General features: G+C 71.2%; 20 protein-coding genes and 2 pseudogenes. 6 read left to right on the top strand and 16 right to left on the bottom strand.

Annotation, left to right across the window (positions count from 1 at the left end):
* Positions 1-126: 126 nt before the first annotated feature.
* Entirely contained in the window at positions 127-627 is a 501-nt protein-coding gene (locus tag AB0C26_RS37840; protein WP_360257709.1) for a pyridoxamine 5'-phosphate oxidase family protein, read from the top strand.
* Between the two features lies 1 nt (position 628).
* Here AB0C26_RS37840 and AB0C26_RS37835 read toward each other — a convergent pair whose 3' ends face one another.
* From AB0C26_RS37835 to AB0C26_RS37785, 11 genes and pseudogenes are all read right to left on the bottom strand, one after another.
* Positions 629-1,123, bottom strand: coding sequence for a flavin reductase family protein (locus AB0C26_RS37835; RefSeq protein WP_360257707.1), 495 nt, complete (start codon positions 1,121-1,123; stop codon positions 629-631).
* Entirely contained in the window at positions 1,116-1,595 is a 480-nt protein-coding gene (locus AB0C26_RS37830; RefSeq protein WP_360257705.1) for an NAD(P)H-dependent oxidoreductase, read from the bottom strand. Before AB0C26_RS37830 ends, AB0C26_RS37835 begins: the two co-directional genes overlap by 8 nt.
* A 107-nt stretch (positions 1,596-1,702) precedes the next feature.
* Entirely contained in the window at positions 1,703-2,485 is a 783-nt protein-coding gene (locus AB0C26_RS37825) for a riboflavin kinase (protein WP_360257702.1), read from the bottom strand.
* A 154-nt stretch (positions 2,486-2,639) separates the two neighbouring features.
* Positions 2,640-4,046, bottom strand: coding sequence for an MFS transporter (locus tag AB0C26_RS37820; RefSeq protein WP_360257700.1), 1,407 nt, complete (start codon positions 4,044-4,046; stop codon positions 2,640-2,642).
* The gene (locus tag AB0C26_RS37815) at positions 4,046-5,380 is read right to left on the bottom strand and encodes an NtaA/DmoA family FMN-dependent monooxygenase (protein ID WP_360257698.1); all 1,335 of its coding nucleotides are present in this window, start codon (positions 5,378-5,380) and stop codon (positions 4,046-4,048) included. Before AB0C26_RS37815 ends, AB0C26_RS37820 begins: the two co-directional genes overlap by 1 nt.
* Complete coding sequence (locus AB0C26_RS37810; protein ID WP_360257695.1) at positions 5,377-5,985, bottom strand: cysteine hydrolase; 609 nt, start codon at positions 5,983-5,985, stop codon at positions 5,377-5,379. The genes AB0C26_RS37815 and AB0C26_RS37810 overlap by 4 nt, the downstream gene beginning before the upstream one ends.
* Positions 5,982-7,031 (bottom strand): LLM class flavin-dependent oxidoreductase, encoded by a 1,050-nt coding sequence (locus tag AB0C26_RS37805; RefSeq protein ID WP_360257693.1) that lies wholly within the window; start codon positions 7,029-7,031, stop codon positions 5,982-5,984. Before AB0C26_RS37805 ends, AB0C26_RS37810 begins: the two co-directional genes overlap by 4 nt.
* 20 nt (positions 7,032-7,051) lie before the next feature.
* On the bottom strand, positions 7,052-8,140 hold the full coding sequence (locus AB0C26_RS37800) for an ABC transporter substrate-binding protein (protein WP_360257691.1): 1,089 nt from the start codon (positions 8,138-8,140) through the stop codon (positions 7,052-7,054).
* A gap of 29 nt (positions 8,141-8,169) precedes the next feature.
* Positions 8,170-8,985: an ABC transporter permease subunit gene (locus AB0C26_RS37795; protein ID WP_360257688.1), complete on the bottom strand. Its 816-nt coding sequence runs from the start codon at positions 8,983-8,985 to the stop codon at positions 8,170-8,172.
* Positions 8,982-9,773: an ABC transporter ATP-binding protein gene (locus AB0C26_RS37790; RefSeq protein WP_360257686.1), complete on the bottom strand. Its 792-nt coding sequence runs from the start codon at positions 9,771-9,773 to the stop codon at positions 8,982-8,984. Before AB0C26_RS37790 ends, AB0C26_RS37795 begins: the two co-directional genes overlap by 4 nt.
* 240 nt (positions 9,774-10,013) lie before the next feature.
* A pseudogene (locus AB0C26_RS37785) lies at positions 10,014-10,274 on the bottom strand (LLM class flavin-dependent oxidoreductase); the annotation flags it as partial.
* A gap of 60 nt (positions 10,275-10,334) precedes the next feature.
* Here AB0C26_RS37785 and AB0C26_RS37780 point away from each other — a divergent pair.
* Together AB0C26_RS37780 and AB0C26_RS37775 are read left to right on the top strand one after the other, a co-directional pair.
* A complete protein-coding gene (locus AB0C26_RS37780) occupies positions 10,335-10,562 on the top strand; it encodes a hypothetical protein (RefSeq protein ID WP_360257684.1) in 228 nt (75 codons plus the stop codon).
* Positions 10,563-10,589: 27 nt separating this feature from the next.
* A complete protein-coding gene (locus AB0C26_RS37775; RefSeq protein WP_360257682.1) occupies positions 10,590-10,718 on the top strand; it encodes a hypothetical protein in 129 nt (42 codons plus the stop codon).
* Between the two features lie 4 nt (positions 10,719-10,722).
* Here AB0C26_RS37775 and AB0C26_RS37770 read toward each other — a convergent pair whose 3' ends face one another.
* A complete protein-coding gene (locus AB0C26_RS37770; protein ID WP_360257679.1) occupies positions 10,723-11,580 on the bottom strand; it encodes a virginiamycin B lyase in 858 nt (285 codons plus the stop codon).
* A gap of 81 nt (positions 11,581-11,661) precedes the next feature.
* Between AB0C26_RS37770 and AB0C26_RS37765 the strand changes: the two genes are divergently transcribed.
* On the top strand, positions 11,662-13,050 hold the full coding sequence (locus AB0C26_RS37765) for a diguanylate cyclase domain-containing protein (protein ID WP_360257676.1): 1,389 nt from the start codon (positions 11,662-11,664) through the stop codon (positions 13,048-13,050).
* 14 nt (positions 13,051-13,064) lie between these two features.
* Here AB0C26_RS37765 and AB0C26_RS37760 read toward each other — a convergent pair whose 3' ends face one another.
* The 4 genes from AB0C26_RS37760 to AB0C26_RS37745 form a co-directional block, all read right to left on the bottom strand.
* Complete coding sequence (locus tag AB0C26_RS37760; RefSeq protein WP_360257674.1) at positions 13,065-13,967, bottom strand: aldo/keto reductase; 903 nt, start codon at positions 13,965-13,967, stop codon at positions 13,065-13,067.
* Positions 13,964-14,464: a hypothetical protein gene (locus AB0C26_RS37755; RefSeq protein ID WP_360257672.1), complete on the bottom strand. Its 501-nt coding sequence runs from the start codon at positions 14,462-14,464 to the stop codon at positions 13,964-13,966. The genes AB0C26_RS37760 and AB0C26_RS37755 overlap by 4 nt, the downstream gene beginning before the upstream one ends.
* Positions 14,465-14,473: 9 nt before the next feature.
* Positions 14,474-15,616, bottom strand: coding sequence for a hypothetical protein (locus AB0C26_RS37750; protein WP_360257670.1), 1,143 nt, complete (start codon positions 15,614-15,616; stop codon positions 14,474-14,476).
* 79 nt (positions 15,617-15,695) lie between these two features.
* Positions 15,696-16,910, bottom strand: a complete 1,215-nt coding sequence (locus tag AB0C26_RS37745) for an MFS transporter (protein ID WP_360257668.1) — start codon at positions 16,908-16,910, stop codon at positions 15,696-15,698.
* A gap of 406 nt (positions 16,911-17,316) precedes the next feature.
* Here AB0C26_RS37745 and AB0C26_RS37740 point away from each other — a divergent pair, with 406 nt between their 5' ends.
* Both AB0C26_RS37740 and AB0C26_RS37735 read left to right on the top strand, forming a co-directional pair.
* A complete protein-coding gene (locus AB0C26_RS37740; RefSeq protein WP_360257666.1) occupies positions 17,317-17,817 on the top strand; it encodes a sigma factor-like helix-turn-helix DNA-binding protein in 501 nt (166 codons plus the stop codon).
* Positions 17,817-18,122 (top strand): annotated as a pseudogene (locus tag AB0C26_RS37735) (hypothetical protein); the annotation flags it as partial. The gene AB0C26_RS37740 and the pseudogene AB0C26_RS37735, both read left to right, overlap by 1 nt.

Below are 18,122 nucleotides of genomic sequence, written 5' to 3'. Positions count from 1 at the left end.
GCCGCCTCCGACTGCCACCACCGCTGCGACGATCAACGAGACGAGTTGGGTTCGTTGCACCCGAGCATGGTGCCGTACACGGTCAAAAATGGCGAGACCGTGAGGGATTGATCCTATTCGTCACGTTTGATCGGCGAGAATGACGGGATGTCGCTGGCCGAGCACGCGCGCGCGATCGTCGAGTCCAACCTCTACCTGACGCTGAGCACCGTCGACACGAACGGGCGGCCGTGGGCCTCGCCGGTCTACTTCGCGCCGGACGGCGAGCGCGATTTCCTCTGGTGCTCCGAGACGAGCGCGCGGCACTCGGTCAACCTCAGGGACCGCCCGGGGGTCGGCTTCGCCATCTTCGACTCCACGGTGGAGCCCTACCACGGGCGGGCCGTCTACGCCGACGCCGAGGCGTTCGAGGTTCCCGCCGACGAGGTCGACGCGGCGCTCGCGCGCTACCCCCGGCGCGACGGCCACGACGTCACGATGCTGGACCGTGACGACGTGACCGCCGGATCGCAGTACCGGCTCTACCGGGCCTCGGTGACCGCCCTGTGGGTCCTCTGCCCCCGCGAGCCGCGCACCCCGTGCGCGCGGCACGGCCTGGCCAAGGACCACCGGGCCCGCGTCCTGTGACTCACGCGGCCGGCCGGTGCAGGCGCTCGTAGGCGCCGTTGAAATACAGCAGCGGATGGCGGTCCGGGTCGCTCTCCAGCGCCACCACCCGGCCGATCGTCAGGTAGTGGTCGCCGGTCTCGTGCTCCTGTTCGAGGGTGCAGTCGATGGAGGCCAGCACGCCGTCCAGGATCGGGCTTCCCGTGCGGCCGGGCCGCCAGCTCACGCCGCGCCACTTGTCGGTGCCGGTACGGGAGAACTGGGTGCACAACTGCTCCTGGCCCGCCTCCAGGATGTTCACGCAGAACGCGCCGGCCCCGCGGATCAGCGGATACGAGGCCGAGGCCCGTGACGGCGAGAACGCGATGAGCGGCGGATCCAGCGACAGGCTGAAGAACGACTGGCAGGTCATGCCGACCGGCGCGCCGTCGACCACGGCGGTGACCACGGTGATGCCCGAGGCGAAGCCGCCCAGGACGCGGCGGAACTCGCGGCTCGCGATGGCGGTGTCAGTCACGGCCCACCAGCCCCACGTTCGCCTTGCCCCACTCCTCGACGACGTCGGTGAGCGAGTCCATCCGCGACATCACCATGTAAAGACCTCTGGTGGGTACGCTCGCGCCCAGCTCCACGAGCAGAGGGCGCAGATACGCCTCGACGGCCAGGGCGTGGCCGGGCGCGGCGCCGGTCATCACCGGGATCGCGGTGACCCCGGCCAGCCCGTTCGAGCCGTACCGGTCGAGGAAAGCCTTGAGCAGACCGGTGTAGGTCGCCTTGTAGGTCGGCGACGCGACGATCAGCAGGTCGGATGCGGCGACCCGGGCGACGAGCTCGTCGATCTCGGGCTCGGGCCAGGTGAAGAGGCGGCCCGCGTAGTCGGCGAGGTCGACCACCCGGTCCGCGCCGCCGAACAGGCCGGCCACCGCGTCGGCGGTCAGCCTCGTACGGGACAGGGGTTTGGGGTTGCCCACAAGCACAGTGATCTTCATGGCGGAGGCGTTACTCCTTCACTATCAGGGAACATCAGCCACCGCGGAGCAGTCCGGAATGGTCGCCAGGCACAGAGGGATGAGACCGGCCGTCTGCGGAGTTTCTCTTACTTGCTTACGACGGTCTCCAGCTTGCCGTCGGCGGTGTAGAGCAGAACCTCGATGCCGAGGTCGCGGGCGGCCCGGGTGGTCCAGCCGGCCGGGCTGAAGACCTGGGCCACGGTCTCGCTGACACAGAGCACGATGCGGCTGTCGGGGAACATCGACGACCGCAGCCAGGTCAGCTTGAACATGTCGGCCATCACCTTGTTGCGGTGCAGGGAGCGAAAGGTGCCCTGGTTGCCGACCATCTGGACGAGGAGGCCGTACGTCTCGTCGGCGCCCTCGATCTCAAGCCGGGTGCCGTCGCCGAGATCGACCGAGCGCGGCCGCAGGTCGACGCCGAGCTCGTCGCTGAGGGCGAGCAGCATGGCCCGCTCGATGCTGTCCGGCCCGAACCGGCGCCAGCCCCGCTCCTCGGCGTCCTCACCCATGGTCAACAGCCTACGGGCGGCGCGTTCGTCCGAGGCCATCGCCTCGACAAGCGCCTCGACCGAATCGAACCGCTCCTGCTCCCGGAGGAGCGTCAGAATCCGCACGTCGGCCCGCTTTCCGTACATGTCCTCGTCCCGGTCCAGGACGTAGGCCTCGACGGTCCGCACCTCCCCGCCGAAGGTCGGGTTGGCCCCGATCGACACCAGGGCCGGCGCGGCCGCCCCGCCGTCTAGCGCGAACAGGCCGAGATAGACGCCGTCCCCGGGAAGCGCGGCCGGCTCCTCGACGGCCAGGTTCGCCGTGGGGAAGCCCAGCGGCCGCCCACGGCCGGCGCCGTGCACTACGCGGCCCGTCAATCCCGTCACCACGGACCCGCCCCCTTCGTCGCGGTGTGTCACCACAGACCCACCTTCATCGTGCGCGGACAACGACCCACTTTCTTGACCGCGCCACCGTCCGTCACCGCCGAACCGCCTTTCTTGCCGGCGCCGTAGGCCGTGACCATGGGCGTCACGAGGCGACCGCCAGGACCGGGGCCGCCGTCCGGGAGCGGTGACGCAGCAGCGCCGTCACCAAACCGGCCGCGGCGACCAGGAACAGCACTGCCAGAACCGCGCAGGCCGCCTCGTAGCCGGCGAACCCGGCCACCGCGAAGACCGCGAGCGGCCCCACCGCGGCCCCGACGTCACCGGCGGTGCGGGTGAGGCCGATGACCCCACCGGCCGCCGACGCCGGGTAGGCGTCACCGGTGATGACACCCGGCAGGACGCCGATGACGCTGGTGGCCAGCGAGTACGCCACGATGGCCACGGCGAACCCGGCCGGCACATGCAGCAGCGGCAGGCAGAGCATCGCCAGCGCCCCCACCATCCCCGCCGGCACGAGCAGGGCGATCCGGGCACCCCGATCCACCCAGCGGGCGATCAGCGGCATCGCGGCCAGACTGGCCACGGTCCCGGCCGCGGTGGCCAGGCCGAGCGTGAACGGTTGGAGGCCACCACTGTCGTACGCCAAGACGGGCACCAGGCCCTGCTCACCGGCGAACCGCACGAAGAACGTGGCGAACGCCTCCGCGCAGAGGGCCAGCAGGAGCCAGCTCCGCGTTACCACGGGTTCCGGGCGCGCTCCGCGTTTTCCACCGAAGCGCTTCGTCCACAGCCGCCCGACCCGATCATGCGACTTTCCGCGATACTGACCGACGGGGGCTCCCCCTGGGAGGGCGGGCTCCGTGGTTGGGTGCTCGGTCGGCGCGGGCTCCGTCGGCGCGGGCTCGGTCGGCGCGAGCTCGGTCGGCGCGAGCTCGCTCGGCGCGAGCTCCATCGGAGGGCGCGATTCGGCCGGTGCGGTGGACGCCCAATAATGTGCCGCCGGTCGCGCCACCTCCCAGAGCAACACCGCCACCACCGGCACGGCCGCCACGGCGAAGGTCCAAGCCGGCCCGGCCACCCCCACCACCGCCCCGCCGAGCAGCGCCCCGCCCCCCGCCGTGCTCATCTGCACCACCGTCGCCGTGGCCATCACCGCGCCCCGCCGCCCGGCCGGCGCCCCGGCCACGAGCAGCGCGAACCCCACCGTGACGGCCGCGCCGCCGAGCACCCCGGCGACCAGCCGGAAACCGATCAGCGCGCCCGCCGTCGTGGCCAGCCCGGTCAGCGCCGTCACCAGGGCCAGCCCCAGGAGCACCACCCGGAGGTAGGCCCGGGCCGGGAACCGGCGCAGCGCCAGCCCGGCCGGGATGTTGGCGATGATGCGCCCCACGGCGAAGGCCGCCACCAACGGGCCGAGCAGGCCGACCGCGATCCCGTACGAGTCGAGGTAGACCGGCAGCACCGGCACCGTGACGCCCCACGTCATCTGGGCCGTCCCGATCAGCGCGCACACCAGCACCGTCTGTTCGGCCACCGAGGGTTGCCGCATCAGATCGCGAGGTTTTCGCGCAGGGTGCGGCCCGGGTAGCGGGCGGCCAGCGCACCGCGGCGGCGCAGTTCCGGTGCCAGCAGCTCGGCCAGGTCGGCCAGGCCCGACGGCATGGCCAGGGGGCTCGACAGCATGTAGCCGCCCCGGGCGCCGGTGGCCGCGAAGTTCTCCTCCAGGGCGTCCGCGACCGTGACCGGGTCACCCAGGACCGTGTGGTCCATGCCGGTGGCGCTGCGCCAGCCGTGCTCGAAGAACTCCGTACGGCTCATCTGGTAGTCCTCGCTGTGTTCGGCCAGCAGTGTGCCGATCAGGCCGCCCGGCGTGGCCCGCGCCTCGGCCGCCTGGCGTTTCAGCTCGCCGAGCGGGAACGACGCCGGCAGCTTCGAGAAGTCGATGCCGGCGTTGTGGGACAGGAACGCGCCGACCGCGTCCTCGCTCCAGAACGTCAGCACCTCGTCGCGCCGGGCCTTCGCCTCGTCCATCGTGCGGCCCACGATGACCTGGGTGGCCCACAGGATGCCGACCTGCGACGGGTCGCGGCCCTCTTCCTTCAGCGCCTCGTCGAGCATCGTGCGGTGCCGCTGCTGCGACGGCAGGCTGCCGCCGAAGCCGAAGACCAGGTCGGCGAAGCGGGCCGACGCGGCGATCCCGCGCGGCGAGTTGCCGGCCTGCACCAGCATCGGCGCCACCTGGGGGCTGGGCACGCTCGGCAGCGGGCCCTGGACGTCGAAGAACTTGCCGTGGTGGTGGATGGCCCGCACCTTGGCCGGGTCGGCGAAGCGGCCGGTCTGCCGGTCGCGGACGATGGCGTCGGTGTCGACCGACCGCCACAGCGCCTGGCAGACGTCGATGAACTCCTCCATCCGCTCGTAGCGCATGTCGTGGGCCATCAGCTGGTCGAAGCCGTAGTTGGCGGCGTCGGCGCCGCGGGTGGAGGCGACCACGTTGAACGCGATCCGCCCGCCGGTGACGTGGTCGAGCGAGTTGAGCAGCCGGGCCACGTAGAACGGGTGCATGAAGGTCGACGAGTAGGTCAGCCCGAAGCCGATGTGGTCGGTGACCGTCGACATGGCCGCGATGATCGGGCTCATGTCGTGCCGCGGCCACTGCACGCCCCATTCGACGGCGGCGTCGATGGAGCCGCGCCACGTGTCGGGGATGCCGGTGCCGTCGCCGAAGAACAGCATGCCGATGCCGGCCCGTTCGGCGGTCTGGGCCAGTTCCATGTACATCCGGGGGTCCGGGAAGTCGCGGCCGACCCACGAGCCGCGCCGGGCCCAGCGGCCCTCGGTGTGCGTGAACGAGAGGTCGAAGGCGAGGTGCATGCCGCTCATGCCGTCACCCACAGTTTCGCGAGCTCGTCGCTGTCGCTCAGCACGGCCACGTTCAGGGCGAGCGCGGCGAGAGAAGCTTCATGCAATTGCTTGTCGTACGCCGCGACGGCGTCGACCGGAAGCAGGACGGGCCAGTCGAGCTGGAACGCGTCGGTGGCCGTGGCCGCCACACAGCATTCGGTGGTGAGCCCGCACACGGCGACCCATTCGATGCCGGCCGCGCGCAGCTGAGCCTCCAGGCTGGTGCCGAGGAAGCCGCTGTAGGCGCGCTTGACCACCCGGATCTCGCCCTCGGCGGGCCCGGTGCCGTACCACTGCGCGCCCGGGGTGCCCAGAACACAGGGTTCTTCCGGTCCGTACGGGGCTTCGGGGTCGCCGGCGCGGAGCCACTGGCTCGCGTGCCAGGGGTTGCGGGGATCGCTGCCCAACTCGACCCAGGCCACGGTGACGCCGGCGGCGCGGGCGGCCTCCACGAGCTTGCCGATGGCGGTGACCGCGTCGGCGACGACGGGCGGATCGGCGAAGGACCGCTGCACGTCGACGACGACGAGGGCCGGCTTGCGACCGTCGAGGGCGGCGATCTGGGCCGTACGAAGCTCGCTCATGACTTGCCCCGCAGTGCGGGCAGCACGGCCTCACCGAACGGCAGCATGTCCGCGTGGTAGTCCGGGAAGATGAGCATCAGGCCGTCGAGCTCGGCCTCGCTGGTGATCTGTTCGATGTGCTCGATGACCTTCTCGGGGCCACCGGTCACGTACGGCGTCTGGAACGCCTCCGACCCGGTCGCCCCGTCGGCCCAGGCGCGTGCCGTGTCGGCCGGGATGCCCCACGAGGTGCGCATGCCGATCAGCGCCTCCTTGTCGAGCCCTTCGCCGTAGCGGGCCGCCTTCGCCTCGGCCTTGGCGTCGGTCTCGTCGAGGACGACTGTCAGCATCGAGTACGTCTTCACCTCGCGCCCGTGTTCGGCGCCCTTGTCGTGGACGTATCGCGAGAACTCACGCATCTGGTCGAGGTTGTCGGCGCTCAGGAAGGCCCCGTCGGCGTACCGGGCCTGGAAGTCGCGGCCCGCCGCCGAGCGGCCGGCGCTGATGATGGTCGGCCGCACCGCCGGGTGCGGGCGGGACTCGCAGGCGTCGAGCGTGAAGAATTCGCTTTTCATGGTGACGACGTCCTCGGTCCACAGGCGGTTGACGGCCTGCGTCCACTCCTCGGTCATCCGGTAGCGGTCGGCGTGCGACAGCTCGGCGTCCCAGAGCCCCATCTGCTGGAACTCGTCGGCGTAGGAGCCGTTCACGATGTTCATGCCGGCCCGCCCGCCGGACACGTCCTGCAGCGTGGTGAACATCTTGGCCGCCACCGCCGGGTGGTGGATGTTCGCGTGCATGGTGGCCCAGATCTTCACCGTGGAGGTCGCCTCGGCCAGCGCCGACATCATCGTCATCGACTCGAGCGTCTGTCCCCAGTGGTCGGTGGTGCCGCCGAAGCCCTTCCACTTGGCCATCGACATGATGAAGTCGAGGCCGATCTGTTCGGCTTCCACCGCCACCCGCCGGTTGTAGGCGTACGTGGCCTCCGGGTGCGGGGCCGTCTCCGAGATCATCCAGCCGCCGTTGCCGATCGGCAGGAACACGCCGAATTCCTTGCTAGCCATAACTGTTTCCTGTTCTCGAATTACGGCGCGGGCCAGATCAGCTTGTCACCCTGATAGATCGCGGACACGTACGAAGGGTCGAATTCGCTCGTCGCCTGGTCGGGCGTGATCGAGGTCTTCGTGTACGTGTTCAGCATCTCGGCCAGCGCGGTGACGTTCTTCGTGTCGATCGCACCGAGCGCCGCGCCCGTCGGCAGGCTGTCCCGGACGACCTTGGTCTCGGTCTGCCAGACGGCGAGGTTCTGCTTCTCGTCGTATCCGGCGCCGGTCAGGTCGGCCGCCGCCTTCACGCATTCCTCGCCGTGCTCCTCGCAGTATTCGAAGGCGTGCAGGCCGGCCCGGAGGAAGTCCTGTACGGCGGTGGGGTTCTTCGCCGCGAAGTCCGGGTTCACGGCCATCGCGCCGAGCGAACCGGGCACCTTGTAGTCGTACGGCCGCCAGACGGTCACCGGCGTGCCGGCCGCCTTGAGCTGGTTGGGTTCGTTGGAGATGAAGCCGGTCAGCGACGTGACCTGGCCGCGGGTCAGCACCGACGGGTCGTAGCCGACGGTCACCTGCTTGACCGAGCCGAAGTCGGCGCCCGCCCGCACCAGCATGGCCTGCACGCCGACCGGCATGGCGCCCTTCTGGCCCAGCGTCGTGCCGTCCAGCTGCTTGAGGTCGGTGACGTCGGTCTTGGTCATCAGAACCTCGAGACCCACGTTCGAGTACGACGAGACGCCCGTGACCTTGATGCCGTTGGCGTTGGCCGAGAGCACGTCCTGCTGGCTCACCGGGCTCACGGTCACCTTGCCACTGGCCAGCAGCTTGGTGTTCTGGCTGGTGTCGCCGGTGCCGGGCTGCATGGCGACGTCGAGGCAGACCGCGTCGAAGTAGCCGAGTTTCTTGGCCGCGGCGTACTCCAGGATCGACGCCGACGCCTGCCACTGGTAGCCCGACAAGTAGGTGATCTTGCCGGCGGCCTTGTTCTGGGCGCAGCGGTCGGCCGAGATGGCCGTGCCGGCCGCGGCGGCGGCCACCTCGTCCGAGGAGTCGGAGGAACCGCAGGCGGCGGTGCCTATCAGCAGGGCCGCGGCGGAAAAAGCCGCAAAAAGGGTGCGAGTACGCATGAGGAGTCTCCGTCAGAGGGTGCGTTGAGTTATTTGGCGCCGGCGCGGGTCTCGTGCCAGTGCAGGAGACGGCGCTCCAGCAGCGTCACGACGAGCAGCAGCAGGGAACCGAGCACGGCCAGGATCGCGATCGACGCGTAGACGGCGGCCAGCCGGTTCATGGAGGAGGCGAGGCTGATCGCCGTACCCAGACCCTGGGACGACCCGGCGGCCGAAAGCTCCGCGACGACCGCGCCCACCACCGAGAGGGGGAAGACGATCCGCAGCGCCGCGAACAGATACGGCAGCGAGCTGGGAACCCGGATGTACCAGAGCGTCTCGAGCCGGGAGGCGTGCATGGTCTGGTACACCTGCAACACCGGCAACGGCACCGCCCGCAGGCCCATCGACATGTTGATGAGCACCGGGAAGAAGCAGATCAGCCCGGTCACGATGAGCTTGGGCGCCGCCCCGAAACCGAACGCCACCACCAGCGCCGGCGCGATCGCCACCAGCGGGGTCACGTTGAGGATGACCGCGACCGGCATGATGGCCCGCCGGGCCAGCGTGAACTCGCTGACCACCACGGCCAGCACGAACGCCACCGCCGTGCCGATGGCCAGGCCGCCGACCGCCTCCCGCAACGTGACGAGGGCGTTCTCGAGGTAGTAGCCGGCGTCCTCGGTCAGCGTCCGCCCGATGTCGCCGAGCGGCGGCAGCAGGTACGGCATCCGGGCCGCGCCCCACTGCCACAGCGCGCCGAGCACGGCCAGCATGAGCACCAGCGGCAGCCACTTCGCCGGGTGCAGGAAGGCGAAGGTTCGTTTACGTGTGGCGCGCGGCTTCGCCACGAGAGCGATGGTCATGAGGCGATCGCATTCGCGTAGTGGAACGCACCGCGGAGCCGGTCACGCACGAGGTCCTCGTACGCGTGGAACTCGGGGGTCTTGAGAAGGGCCTGCCCGCGCGGCCGGGGCAGATCGATGTCGATGACGTCGGTGATCCGGCCGGGCCGGGGCGCCATCACGACGATGCGGTCGGACAGCCGGACCGCCTCGCTGACCGAGTGCGTGATGAACAGGACCGTGGCCTTGAGCTCGTCCCACAGGTCCAGCAGTTGCTCCTGCAGGGCCTCGCGGGTGAACTCGTCGAGCGCGGAGAACGGCTCGTCCATGAGCAGAACGTCCGGGTGCAGGCCGAAAGCGCGCACGATGGCCGCGCGTTGCTGCATGCCGCCGGATATCTGCGAGGGGAGTTTGTGCATGACGTCGGCCAGCCCGGCCTTGCTCAGCAGATCCACCATGTCGGCCGTGTTCCGGCCCTTCCGGCGGTTGACCTTCCTCGGCAGCGACACGTTCTTGAGAACGGACAGCCACGGCAACAGCGCCGGCGTCTGCGGCACCAGGCCGAGCATCTTGTCGGCGGCGGCCCGTTCCGGCGTGAGCCCGCCGACGGTGATCCGGCCGGCGTCCGGCGTCTCCAGCCCGGCCACGGCCCGCAGCAGCGTCGACTTGCCGCAGCCGCTGGGCCCGATGACGCTGACGAAGGTGCCGGTCCCCACGGTGAGATCGACGTCGTCGAGGGCGGTCAGCGAGCCGCCCGCGCCGATGTCGTAGACCCGGCGCACTCCGGTGACGCGGATTTCTCCGCTCATGCGGAATTTCCCAACATAGCGGTCTCCAGACAGATAGAAATCGTCAATGGAGCCGGAGAAGCGTGCGAGGCGAATACGAGGATGTGACTCGCGAGACTCAAGCTGAGAAAGAAGCTAAAGACGCGTTGATTCGGCCAGAAGTATCGGAGGTTTCTACGCCGTTAACTCGGCTTTCTCCAGTACGGCGAACCGCCGCTCGGCGTCGTCACCGCGCGGCCACAACACGGCGACCCGCGTCGCGCCGCCGCTCACATCGTCGAGGGCGAGCGCCGCCTTGGCCGTGGTGACGGGATGGCGGAAGTTCGGCGCGGTCACCATCGTGCCCACCCCGATCGTGGTCGTGGTCGTGGTGGCCGCGGCAGCGGCGAGAACGGCGTACGCGTCGTGCCAGACCGGCCGTCCACCCAGAACGAGGTGATCCCAGAGCCACCCTCGCCCGATCCCGAGCCGCTCGGCCCGCTCCCACTCCCCCGCAGCTCGCGCCACGGCCGATCCGGCCACATCACCGCATCGATCATCGCGCCCACGCTCCGCGGCCTACCCGCGCGATAGAGTCCCACCATGAGCCCCGACCGGCTGACTCCCCGAACCCGCAACCTCATCGCGGTCGTCGCGGCGGCCGTCGCCCTGACCACCATCGCCGTCCGCGCTTTCCTGCTCGGGGACGAAAACCCCTGGAACCTGGCCCTGTGGGCCGTGCAGGGCCTGGCCATGGTCGTCGCGTGGGCCATGTGGGGCACGTTCCGCCGCCGCCCCGCCGGCCGGAACACGCGTCGCCTGCTCTGGTAGGACGGCACCGGCGCGGCGACACTTCCGATGGGCCGCCCGGGGGTGTCCCGGCATCTGCGGCTGCTGCGGGAGACCGGACTGGTCGACCTCCGGCAGGACGTGCAACGCCGCATCTACGCGCTGCGGCCGGAGGCGCTGGCCGACCTGGATCAGTGAGCGTTCACCGACGCCCCGTCAAGCGGGCCAGGGCGCCGATCTCGAGGGCGGCCCACACCGTCCCGTCGGGGGCGAGCGCTATGCCGTGCGGCTCGCTGCCGGGGGTCGGCAGATCGTATGACTCGATCGTGCCGCCGGGAGTGATCGAGCCGATCCGGTTGCCCGCCCACTCGGTGAACCACATCCGGTCGTCCGTGCCCGCGGTGATGGCGTGCGGGCGCCCGGCCCGGTCGGGCAGCGGGAACTCGGTGATGGCTCCTTCCGGTGTGACGCGGCCGATCTGGCCCGCGCCGATCTCGGTGAACCACAGGGCGCCGTCCCGGCCGGCGGCGATGCCCACCGGCGCCGCGCCCTCGGTCGGCAGCGGGTGGATCGCCGTCGAGCCGTCCATGCCGACCCGGCCGATCGCGTTGCCCTGGTTGAGGGTGAACCACATCGCGCCGTCGGGGCCGGCCGCGATCGCGGACGGGAACGAACCGGTGGGAACCTCGGTCACCGTGCCGTCGGCGGTGATCCGCCCGATCCGGTCGGCGGCGCTCTCGGTGAACCACATCGCCCCGTCCGGGCCGGCCGCGATGCCGAACGGGCCCGCCTGCGGCGTCGGCAGGGTGAACTCCGTCAGCTCGCCCGCGGTGGTGATCCGCCCGACCGTGTGCGTGCCGTACGCGGTGAACCAGAGCGCCCCGTCCGGCCCGGCGGCGATGATCGTGGGCCGGGCGGCGGCGCCCACGTCGAAGGTGGCCGCCGGTGCGAGCCGCCCGATCTGCCCGCGGGACACCAGCGTGAACCAGAGGGCGCCGTCGCCGCCGGTCGCCAGGGCGTACGGTCCGCCGGGCACCGGGAACTCCTCGATCTTTGTCACGGGGTCCGATCCTGCCCGGCCACGCCGGATTCGCAACCCGATTCGGCTCAGGTTCGCAAGCGCTCGGGCGATAGGCGCGTCATGTCCCGGGTCCCCCTGCTCGCGTACGCCCTGGCGGCTCTCGTGGCGGCGGTGGCCTACCCGCTGGCGCCGGAGGGCGCCCACCCCCTGCTGTACTTCCTGATCGGCTCGGCCTCCCTCGTGCCGGGGATTCTGGCCCTGCGCGAGCGGCGCGGGCCGTCGGTGCTCATCGTCGCCGGGCTCGCCGTCATCAACCTGGGCGGGCTGTGGGCGGCCGTCCAGCTGGGCCTGACCGACAACCGGGACCTGACCTCGCTGGTCTTCATCGTGGCCGGGCATCTGCTGCTGCTCGGGGCCGCGGTGTGGATCGTGCTGCGGCACGGGAGCGGCGACATCGGCGGCATCCTCGACGCGGCCGTGATGGCCGTGGGTCTCGCCGGGCTGCTCTGGACCGTGCTCGTGCAGCCCCGGCTCGAGGCCAGCGAGCTGTCCGCCGGCTCGCGGGCGGGCCTGCTCGTGATGGCGTTGTGCCTGGCCGGCATGCTGGGCGCCCTGCTGCGCGTGGAGAGCGCCGGGCGCGAGTCGCTGCTCGCCCTGCGCGCCTTCGTCGTGGTCCTGCCGCTGGCCCTGATCGGTAACCTGAGCCTGCTCTGGTACGCGGCCGACACCCCGCTGACCCGGCCGGGCTGGGTCGACACGCTCTTCCTGGCCGGCTACATCGTGGCCGGCACGGGCGTCGCCGACCGCTCGATGGATCAGCTGCAGCGCCCGGGCCCGGTGTCGGCCGACCGGCTCGGCCCCGGCCGGCTGGCCTTCCTCGGCAGCGCGATCGCGCTCAACCCGGTCGTGGCCGCCGTGCAGCAGCTCGCCGGCCGGCCGATCGACGCCGTGCTGCTCGCGGTCGGCACCGCGGTGATCGTGCCCATGGTGATGGTCCGCATCGGCATGCTGTCGGCGCAGCGCTCGCGGGCCGAGCGGGCGCTGGCCCACGAGGCCACCCACGACGCGCTGACCGGCCTCGCCAACCGCAAGAAGTTCCTGGACGGCCTGGACGCCGCCCTGGCGGCCGGCGAAGCCCCGCTCATCCTGTTCTGCGACCTCGACGGCTTCAAGGCGGTGAACGACGGCCTGGGCCACGTGGCCGGAGATCAACTGCTGAGACAGGTTGCCGTACGCCTGTCCGCGTGCGTCCGGGACACCGACCTGCTCGCCCGCTACGGCGGCGACGAGTTCGTCGTCCTGTGCCGCGACGCCTCGGCCGAGGTGGTGCCCCGGATCGAGGCCACCTTCGCCGCCCCGTTCGTGGTCACCGGCGAGCCGGCTTCTGTCGGCGTCAGCGTGGGCGCGGTCCGCGCCGCCCCCGGCGACGACGCCGTCTCGGTGCTGCGCCGCGCCGACGGCGCCATGTACGAGGCGAAGTCCCGGCGGGTCGGTGCCGCGTCACGGTGACGGCCGGGCGGTGGTCAGGTCCAGGCGAGGGTCGAGCGGTGTGACCAGTACTCCTCGGGCGGCTCGGCCAGGTGCGCGAGCGCTTCGGCGTCGACATCGACGGCCGGGGCGCGCAGGTTCGAGTCGAGCTGCTCGAGGGTGGCCGCTCCCGACAGCACCACGTTGGCCCACGGCTGGGCCAGGGCCGCGGCCAGGGCGACCGCGTCCGGGGCCTCGCCCAGCTCGCCGGCCGAGGCCAGGCGGCCGTTGGCCATGGCCTCCTTGACGATGACCAGGCAGCCCTGTTCGTGGGCCTCGGCCAGGGCGGGACCGGCCGACGGCTCGAGGAGGTTCCACGTGGCCTGGATGCTGCGGAACAAAGGCTCGCCGTCGATCCGTACGGCCAAAGCCTCTCGAATCGCCGTCGCCTGGGCGGGGCCGCTCGTCGAGACGCCCACGATGATGCCCTGGGCGGCGAGGCCGGCCAGGCGGCGGTGCAGCACCTTGTCGGTCAGCGCCGTGCTGTGCGGGGTGACCGAGTGGACGTGGTAGATGTCCAGGCGCTCGCCGAGCAGGTCCTGGGTCTCCTCGATCTGCCGGTCGAAGGTGGCCACGCTGTGGTCCTTGACCTCGTGCACGTCGGCGTCGACCCGCCATCCGGCCGTGTAGGTGTAGCCCCATTTGCTGCCGACCACGACGCCCTCGGGGTCACGGGCACGCAGCCACGCGGCCAGGAACTCCTCCGCGCGCCCGTAGGAACGGGCGACGTCGAAATACCTGACCCCTTTGCCGTACGCGTCGTCGAGCAGCGCGAAGACGAGCGTGCGCAGCGACTCCACCGTACGGTCGGCGGGCAGGTCGGCGTCGCGCCCCAGGTTGATGTACCCGGGGCGGGCGACGGCGGCCAGGCCCAGGCCGACGCCCCGAACCGAGATCAACGGCTGGAGGCCGTACGGGCGGCGATCATCTGCGCGGCGGTGAGGCGGTCGGCCGGCACCGAGGCGGTCGGCCGGCGCCCGGCCCGCCGGAAGCCGTCGTCGGTGCGCGGGGCGATCAGCTCGGCGGTGGGGATCTTCGTCTCGGACGACGGGGCGGGCGCGTTCAGATCCGGGTAGCGGTTCTCCCACGCCTGCCGGACGCGGTCAGGAATGTGCAGGTGGCGCCACAGGCGGCGGAGCACGCCGGGATGCAGGAGATCGTTGATCTCGCAGCAGTCCGAGGCCTGGCACAGCACGGTCTGGTAGGCCAGCCGCTGCTGCGCCGGGTCTTCCAGGTCGAACCGGCGGCGGGACTTGTGGCCGGCGGCCATGTGATGCGGGAGTTCCAGCACTCCCACGCTGTGGCCACGAAGGTCGTCGAGTCGTTCGGGGACGGAGGGTGCCCGATCCTGAGGGCCGCGCTGCCGGCGGCCGTCGCGGGCGGCGACGTACGGCATGGGCCCAGGCTATGCCCGGGGGCGCGCCCCGGGTACCCGGTCGGCCGGATCGGTTACGCGGGTGCCGAAAGTGACCGTGTCGCGCAACCGGCGCCGCATGCCCCGCAGCCGGTTCAGCGTCCCCGGGGAGCGCTTCTCCAGCGGCCGGTCGAGCGACGCCGCGTGCCCGAGCATGCCGACGATGGTGTCGATGGCCGCCTCCAGCACCTGGGTGTCCGGCAGCTGGTCGGGGCTCGGCCCGGTGACCGGCACGGCCACCGGGCGCAGCTCGTCCAGGTCGCCCACGATGTCGCACGGGTAGTTGCGCAGGGTGGCGATCTGCTCCTCGGCCACCGCCAGCACCCAGGCCGCCCGGTCGGCCCCGATGCCGAAGCGCAGCGCGTTGGCCCGCTGCTTGAGTACGGCGTCGACCAGGTGCCGCTGGACGACCCGCTGGTAGGGCACCCGGTGCGGGTAGAGGTCGCCCAGGGCCTGGTTGACCCGGCGCAGCAGCTCGATCTCGGCCGCGCCGAGCGAGACGTTGGCCGTCGGCTCCTCGAGCCGGCAGAGGTCGCCGGGCACCCCGACGACCCCGGCGAACCGGCGCCACAGCGTGTCGTGCGGCGACCCGGCCGGCGGTACCGTGATCAGGTGGCGGTGCCCGGGCGGCAGCGGGTCACCCCAGCGGCGCAGCATGCGGTCGGCCGTGTGCTCGTCCCAGAAGGCTTGGTAGCGCCCCTTCTCCACGGCCGACAGGAAGTCCTCGAAGCGCCACGTGCTGCGGCCCCGGATGCTCTGCTGCCACATCGACGGCAGCGTGCGCCACAGGTCGCGCCCGGCCACGATGACGTGCACTTCCGCCTCGCCGAAGCTCGCCAAGGCGCGTGCCACCTGCGGCGGGGTGGCCGCGCCGAGCCCCTCGCTGCTGATCACCACGTCGCCCGGCCAGGCGTTGGCCAGCCCGGCCAGCCGGTCCCAGGTCCAGCCGGACGACGGGTCGTACCAGGGCACCTCGCGCAGGTCGGCCATGGCCTGGTCGTGGGCGTAGAGCGTGTGCGGCACGAGGACGCCGGCCCGGTCGCGCAGGGTGTCCTGGTTGCCCCAGAGAACGTTCTGGATGTAGGTGCTGCCGGTTTTCGGCGCACCGATGTGCAGAAAGACTCGCCTGGCCACAAGGCCATCTGATCAAAGTCGACCGGGAAAGTCGTAAAACACTCCGACGAGTTCGCCCAAGAGACGTAATAGCCACATCTCAGGATGAAGTTCCGGCGTTCACCTGTGCCACGGGGCCCAGAGCGGGTACGCGCCGCAGGTTCAGCGCGAGCACCCCACTGATCCCGGCGAAGACCGACGCGAGCGCCACGACCGCCGGCCACGCGCCCAGCGACCAGGCCGTACCGGCCAGACTGCCGAAGATCGACGAGCCCGCGTAGTACGCGAACAGGTAGAACGACGCCGCCTGCCCGGCCGGCACCCCACCGGCGTGCGCCCGCACCGGCACCCAGCCGCTGGCCACCCCGTGCACGCAGAAGAACCCGGCGGTCATCACGGCCAGCCCGGTCACCATGAGCGGCAGACTGTCCGGCAGCGTGAGCAGCAGCCCCACGGCGGTCAGGACGGCGCCGAAGGGCATGACCGCCCGCCGCCCGTACCGGTCGGCCAACCGGCCCGAGACCGCCGAGCTCAGCGTGCCCACCGGATAGACCAGGAAGACGGCGCCGGCCGCACCCGCGCCGAGCAGGAACGGCGCGCTGGTCAGGCGAAAACCCACGGCGTTGTAGACCGCGACGAACGCGCCCATCGCGCACGCCCCGATCGCGTAGAGGCTCAGCAAAGCCGGATCACTGAGCGCCCGCCGGGTCATGGCCGCAGCCGGCCGGGCCACGAAGTTGCGCGACCGCGGCAGCAGCACCGCCACCACCACGGCGCAGGCCACGCCGAGCAGGGCCACTGCGGCCAGGGCCCATCTCCAGCCGTACGCCTCGGCGGCCCACCCGGTGATCAGACGCCCGGCCATGCCACCGAGAGCGGTGCCGCCGATGTAGAGCCCGGCCGCCCGCGCGTGCGTGTCCGGGTGCAGTTCCTCCCGCAGGTAGGCGGTGGCCACCGCGGGCAGCCCGGCCAGCGTGACGCCTTGGAGCAGCCGAAGCCCCAGCAACACGTGCCAGGTCGGCGCCACCGCGCAGGCCAGCCCGACCACGGCCGAGCTCGCGAGCGACAGGTGGATGAGACGGGTACGCCCGGCCTTCTCCGACAGCGGCCCGGTGACCAGCAGCGCCACACCCAGCCCGACCGTGGCCAGCGACAGCGACCAGGCACTCTGCGCCGGCGTCACCCCGAACGCCACGGCGAGATTCGGCAACAGCGCCTGCGTGCTGTAGAGCAGAGCGAACGTGGCCACCCCGGCCGCGAACAGAGTCAGACAGATCCGGCGGTAGCCGGGCGTCCCGGCGCGATACGTGCTCACCCGACCGACTTTTCACCGCCGGAACGCATGCGTCCAATACATGGGATCAGCGACCTCGATACGTCCGGTGCATGGCCCCAGCTAGCGAGCACTCCGACGCCGAGCGCCACACCCGCAGCGCCGATTCCGATCACCGCCGACCGGAGGTCGATCAGAGAATCACCGGTTCGTCCGTTGGGCATCTTGGCCTCCGTCACCATTCGTGTTGTGCTTGGTGATGTGTTCGAGGCCTGTGACGCATGACGCCGGCATGCCAGCTTTTCGGTGTGATACACCCGACCGCATCGCGGGTCACCACCCGTGACAGATCGAGCGTGGTCGCGGACAGACAATGACCTCTCCGCGCCACGACCCCTCCGCCGGCCCCGAATCGCCGACATCGGGTCAAGACACTGACGACGGCCAGTTGCTTCGCGATCAGAAACTTGTCGACGCCCTGCGGGCGAACGGCTTCCAGGGCGACGGATATACGCGCTTCGCCGAGCGGCTCGCCCGGCACGGTCTCGGAACCATCGAAGGATGGATGCGCTCCGGGCTGATCGCGGGACGATGGAGTCCCGATCGCGGCGCCAGCCCTCTGACGTACTTCATCGGCATGTGCATCGACGCTTACCCCAACGCGTTCCGCACGTGGCGGCGGAGCGGGAGCCGATCCGTGGCGGCCACCGCGGATCGGCCCGAGCCCGAGTCCGCTGACTGGAAGACTCCGGAGAGCGAGGTCATCGCCAAAGAGCAGATCATCGGGAGATGGGCGGCCCTCCCCGAGCGTCGGCAGCGTGTCCTGGTTCTCGAGGCGCAGGGCTTGACTCACGATCAGATCGCTCGTTTGCTCGGAGTGCCGATCGCCGCCACCACGGCGTTGCTGCATCGCGCACGCAAGGGCCTTCGAGGCCAGGAGGAGGTGTGATGGACGAGCGAAACGCGGGGACAACCGCACAAGCACCCACGCCTCGGGCCCCCTACTCGCCGGCCGCGGTGTCCGCGCGCGAGATCGACGATCTCATCGAGGACTCCTCCCTGGCCGAGCCGGGCCATGGTGCCGATCGGGGCCCGTCAGGCGAGCTGGTCCGGCGAACCCTCGGTCGCGGTGGAGTGCCCGCGCCGGACGCGGTTCCCGCCCTGCGCCGGGTTCCGGTGCAGGGCAGAAGCGTGGCCCGGGTCCAACGCATGCTCGACGCCTGCGCCGAGCTCGTCGACGAGGTCGGCTATGAG

Origin of the sequence: Actinoplanes sp. NPDC048796 (genome assembly GCF_040650035.1) — a bacterium.
Classification (GTDB): Bacteria; Actinomycetota; Actinomycetes; order Mycobacteriales; family Micromonosporaceae; genus Actinoplanes.
This window is presented reverse-complemented; position numbering and strand designations above follow the sequence as displayed.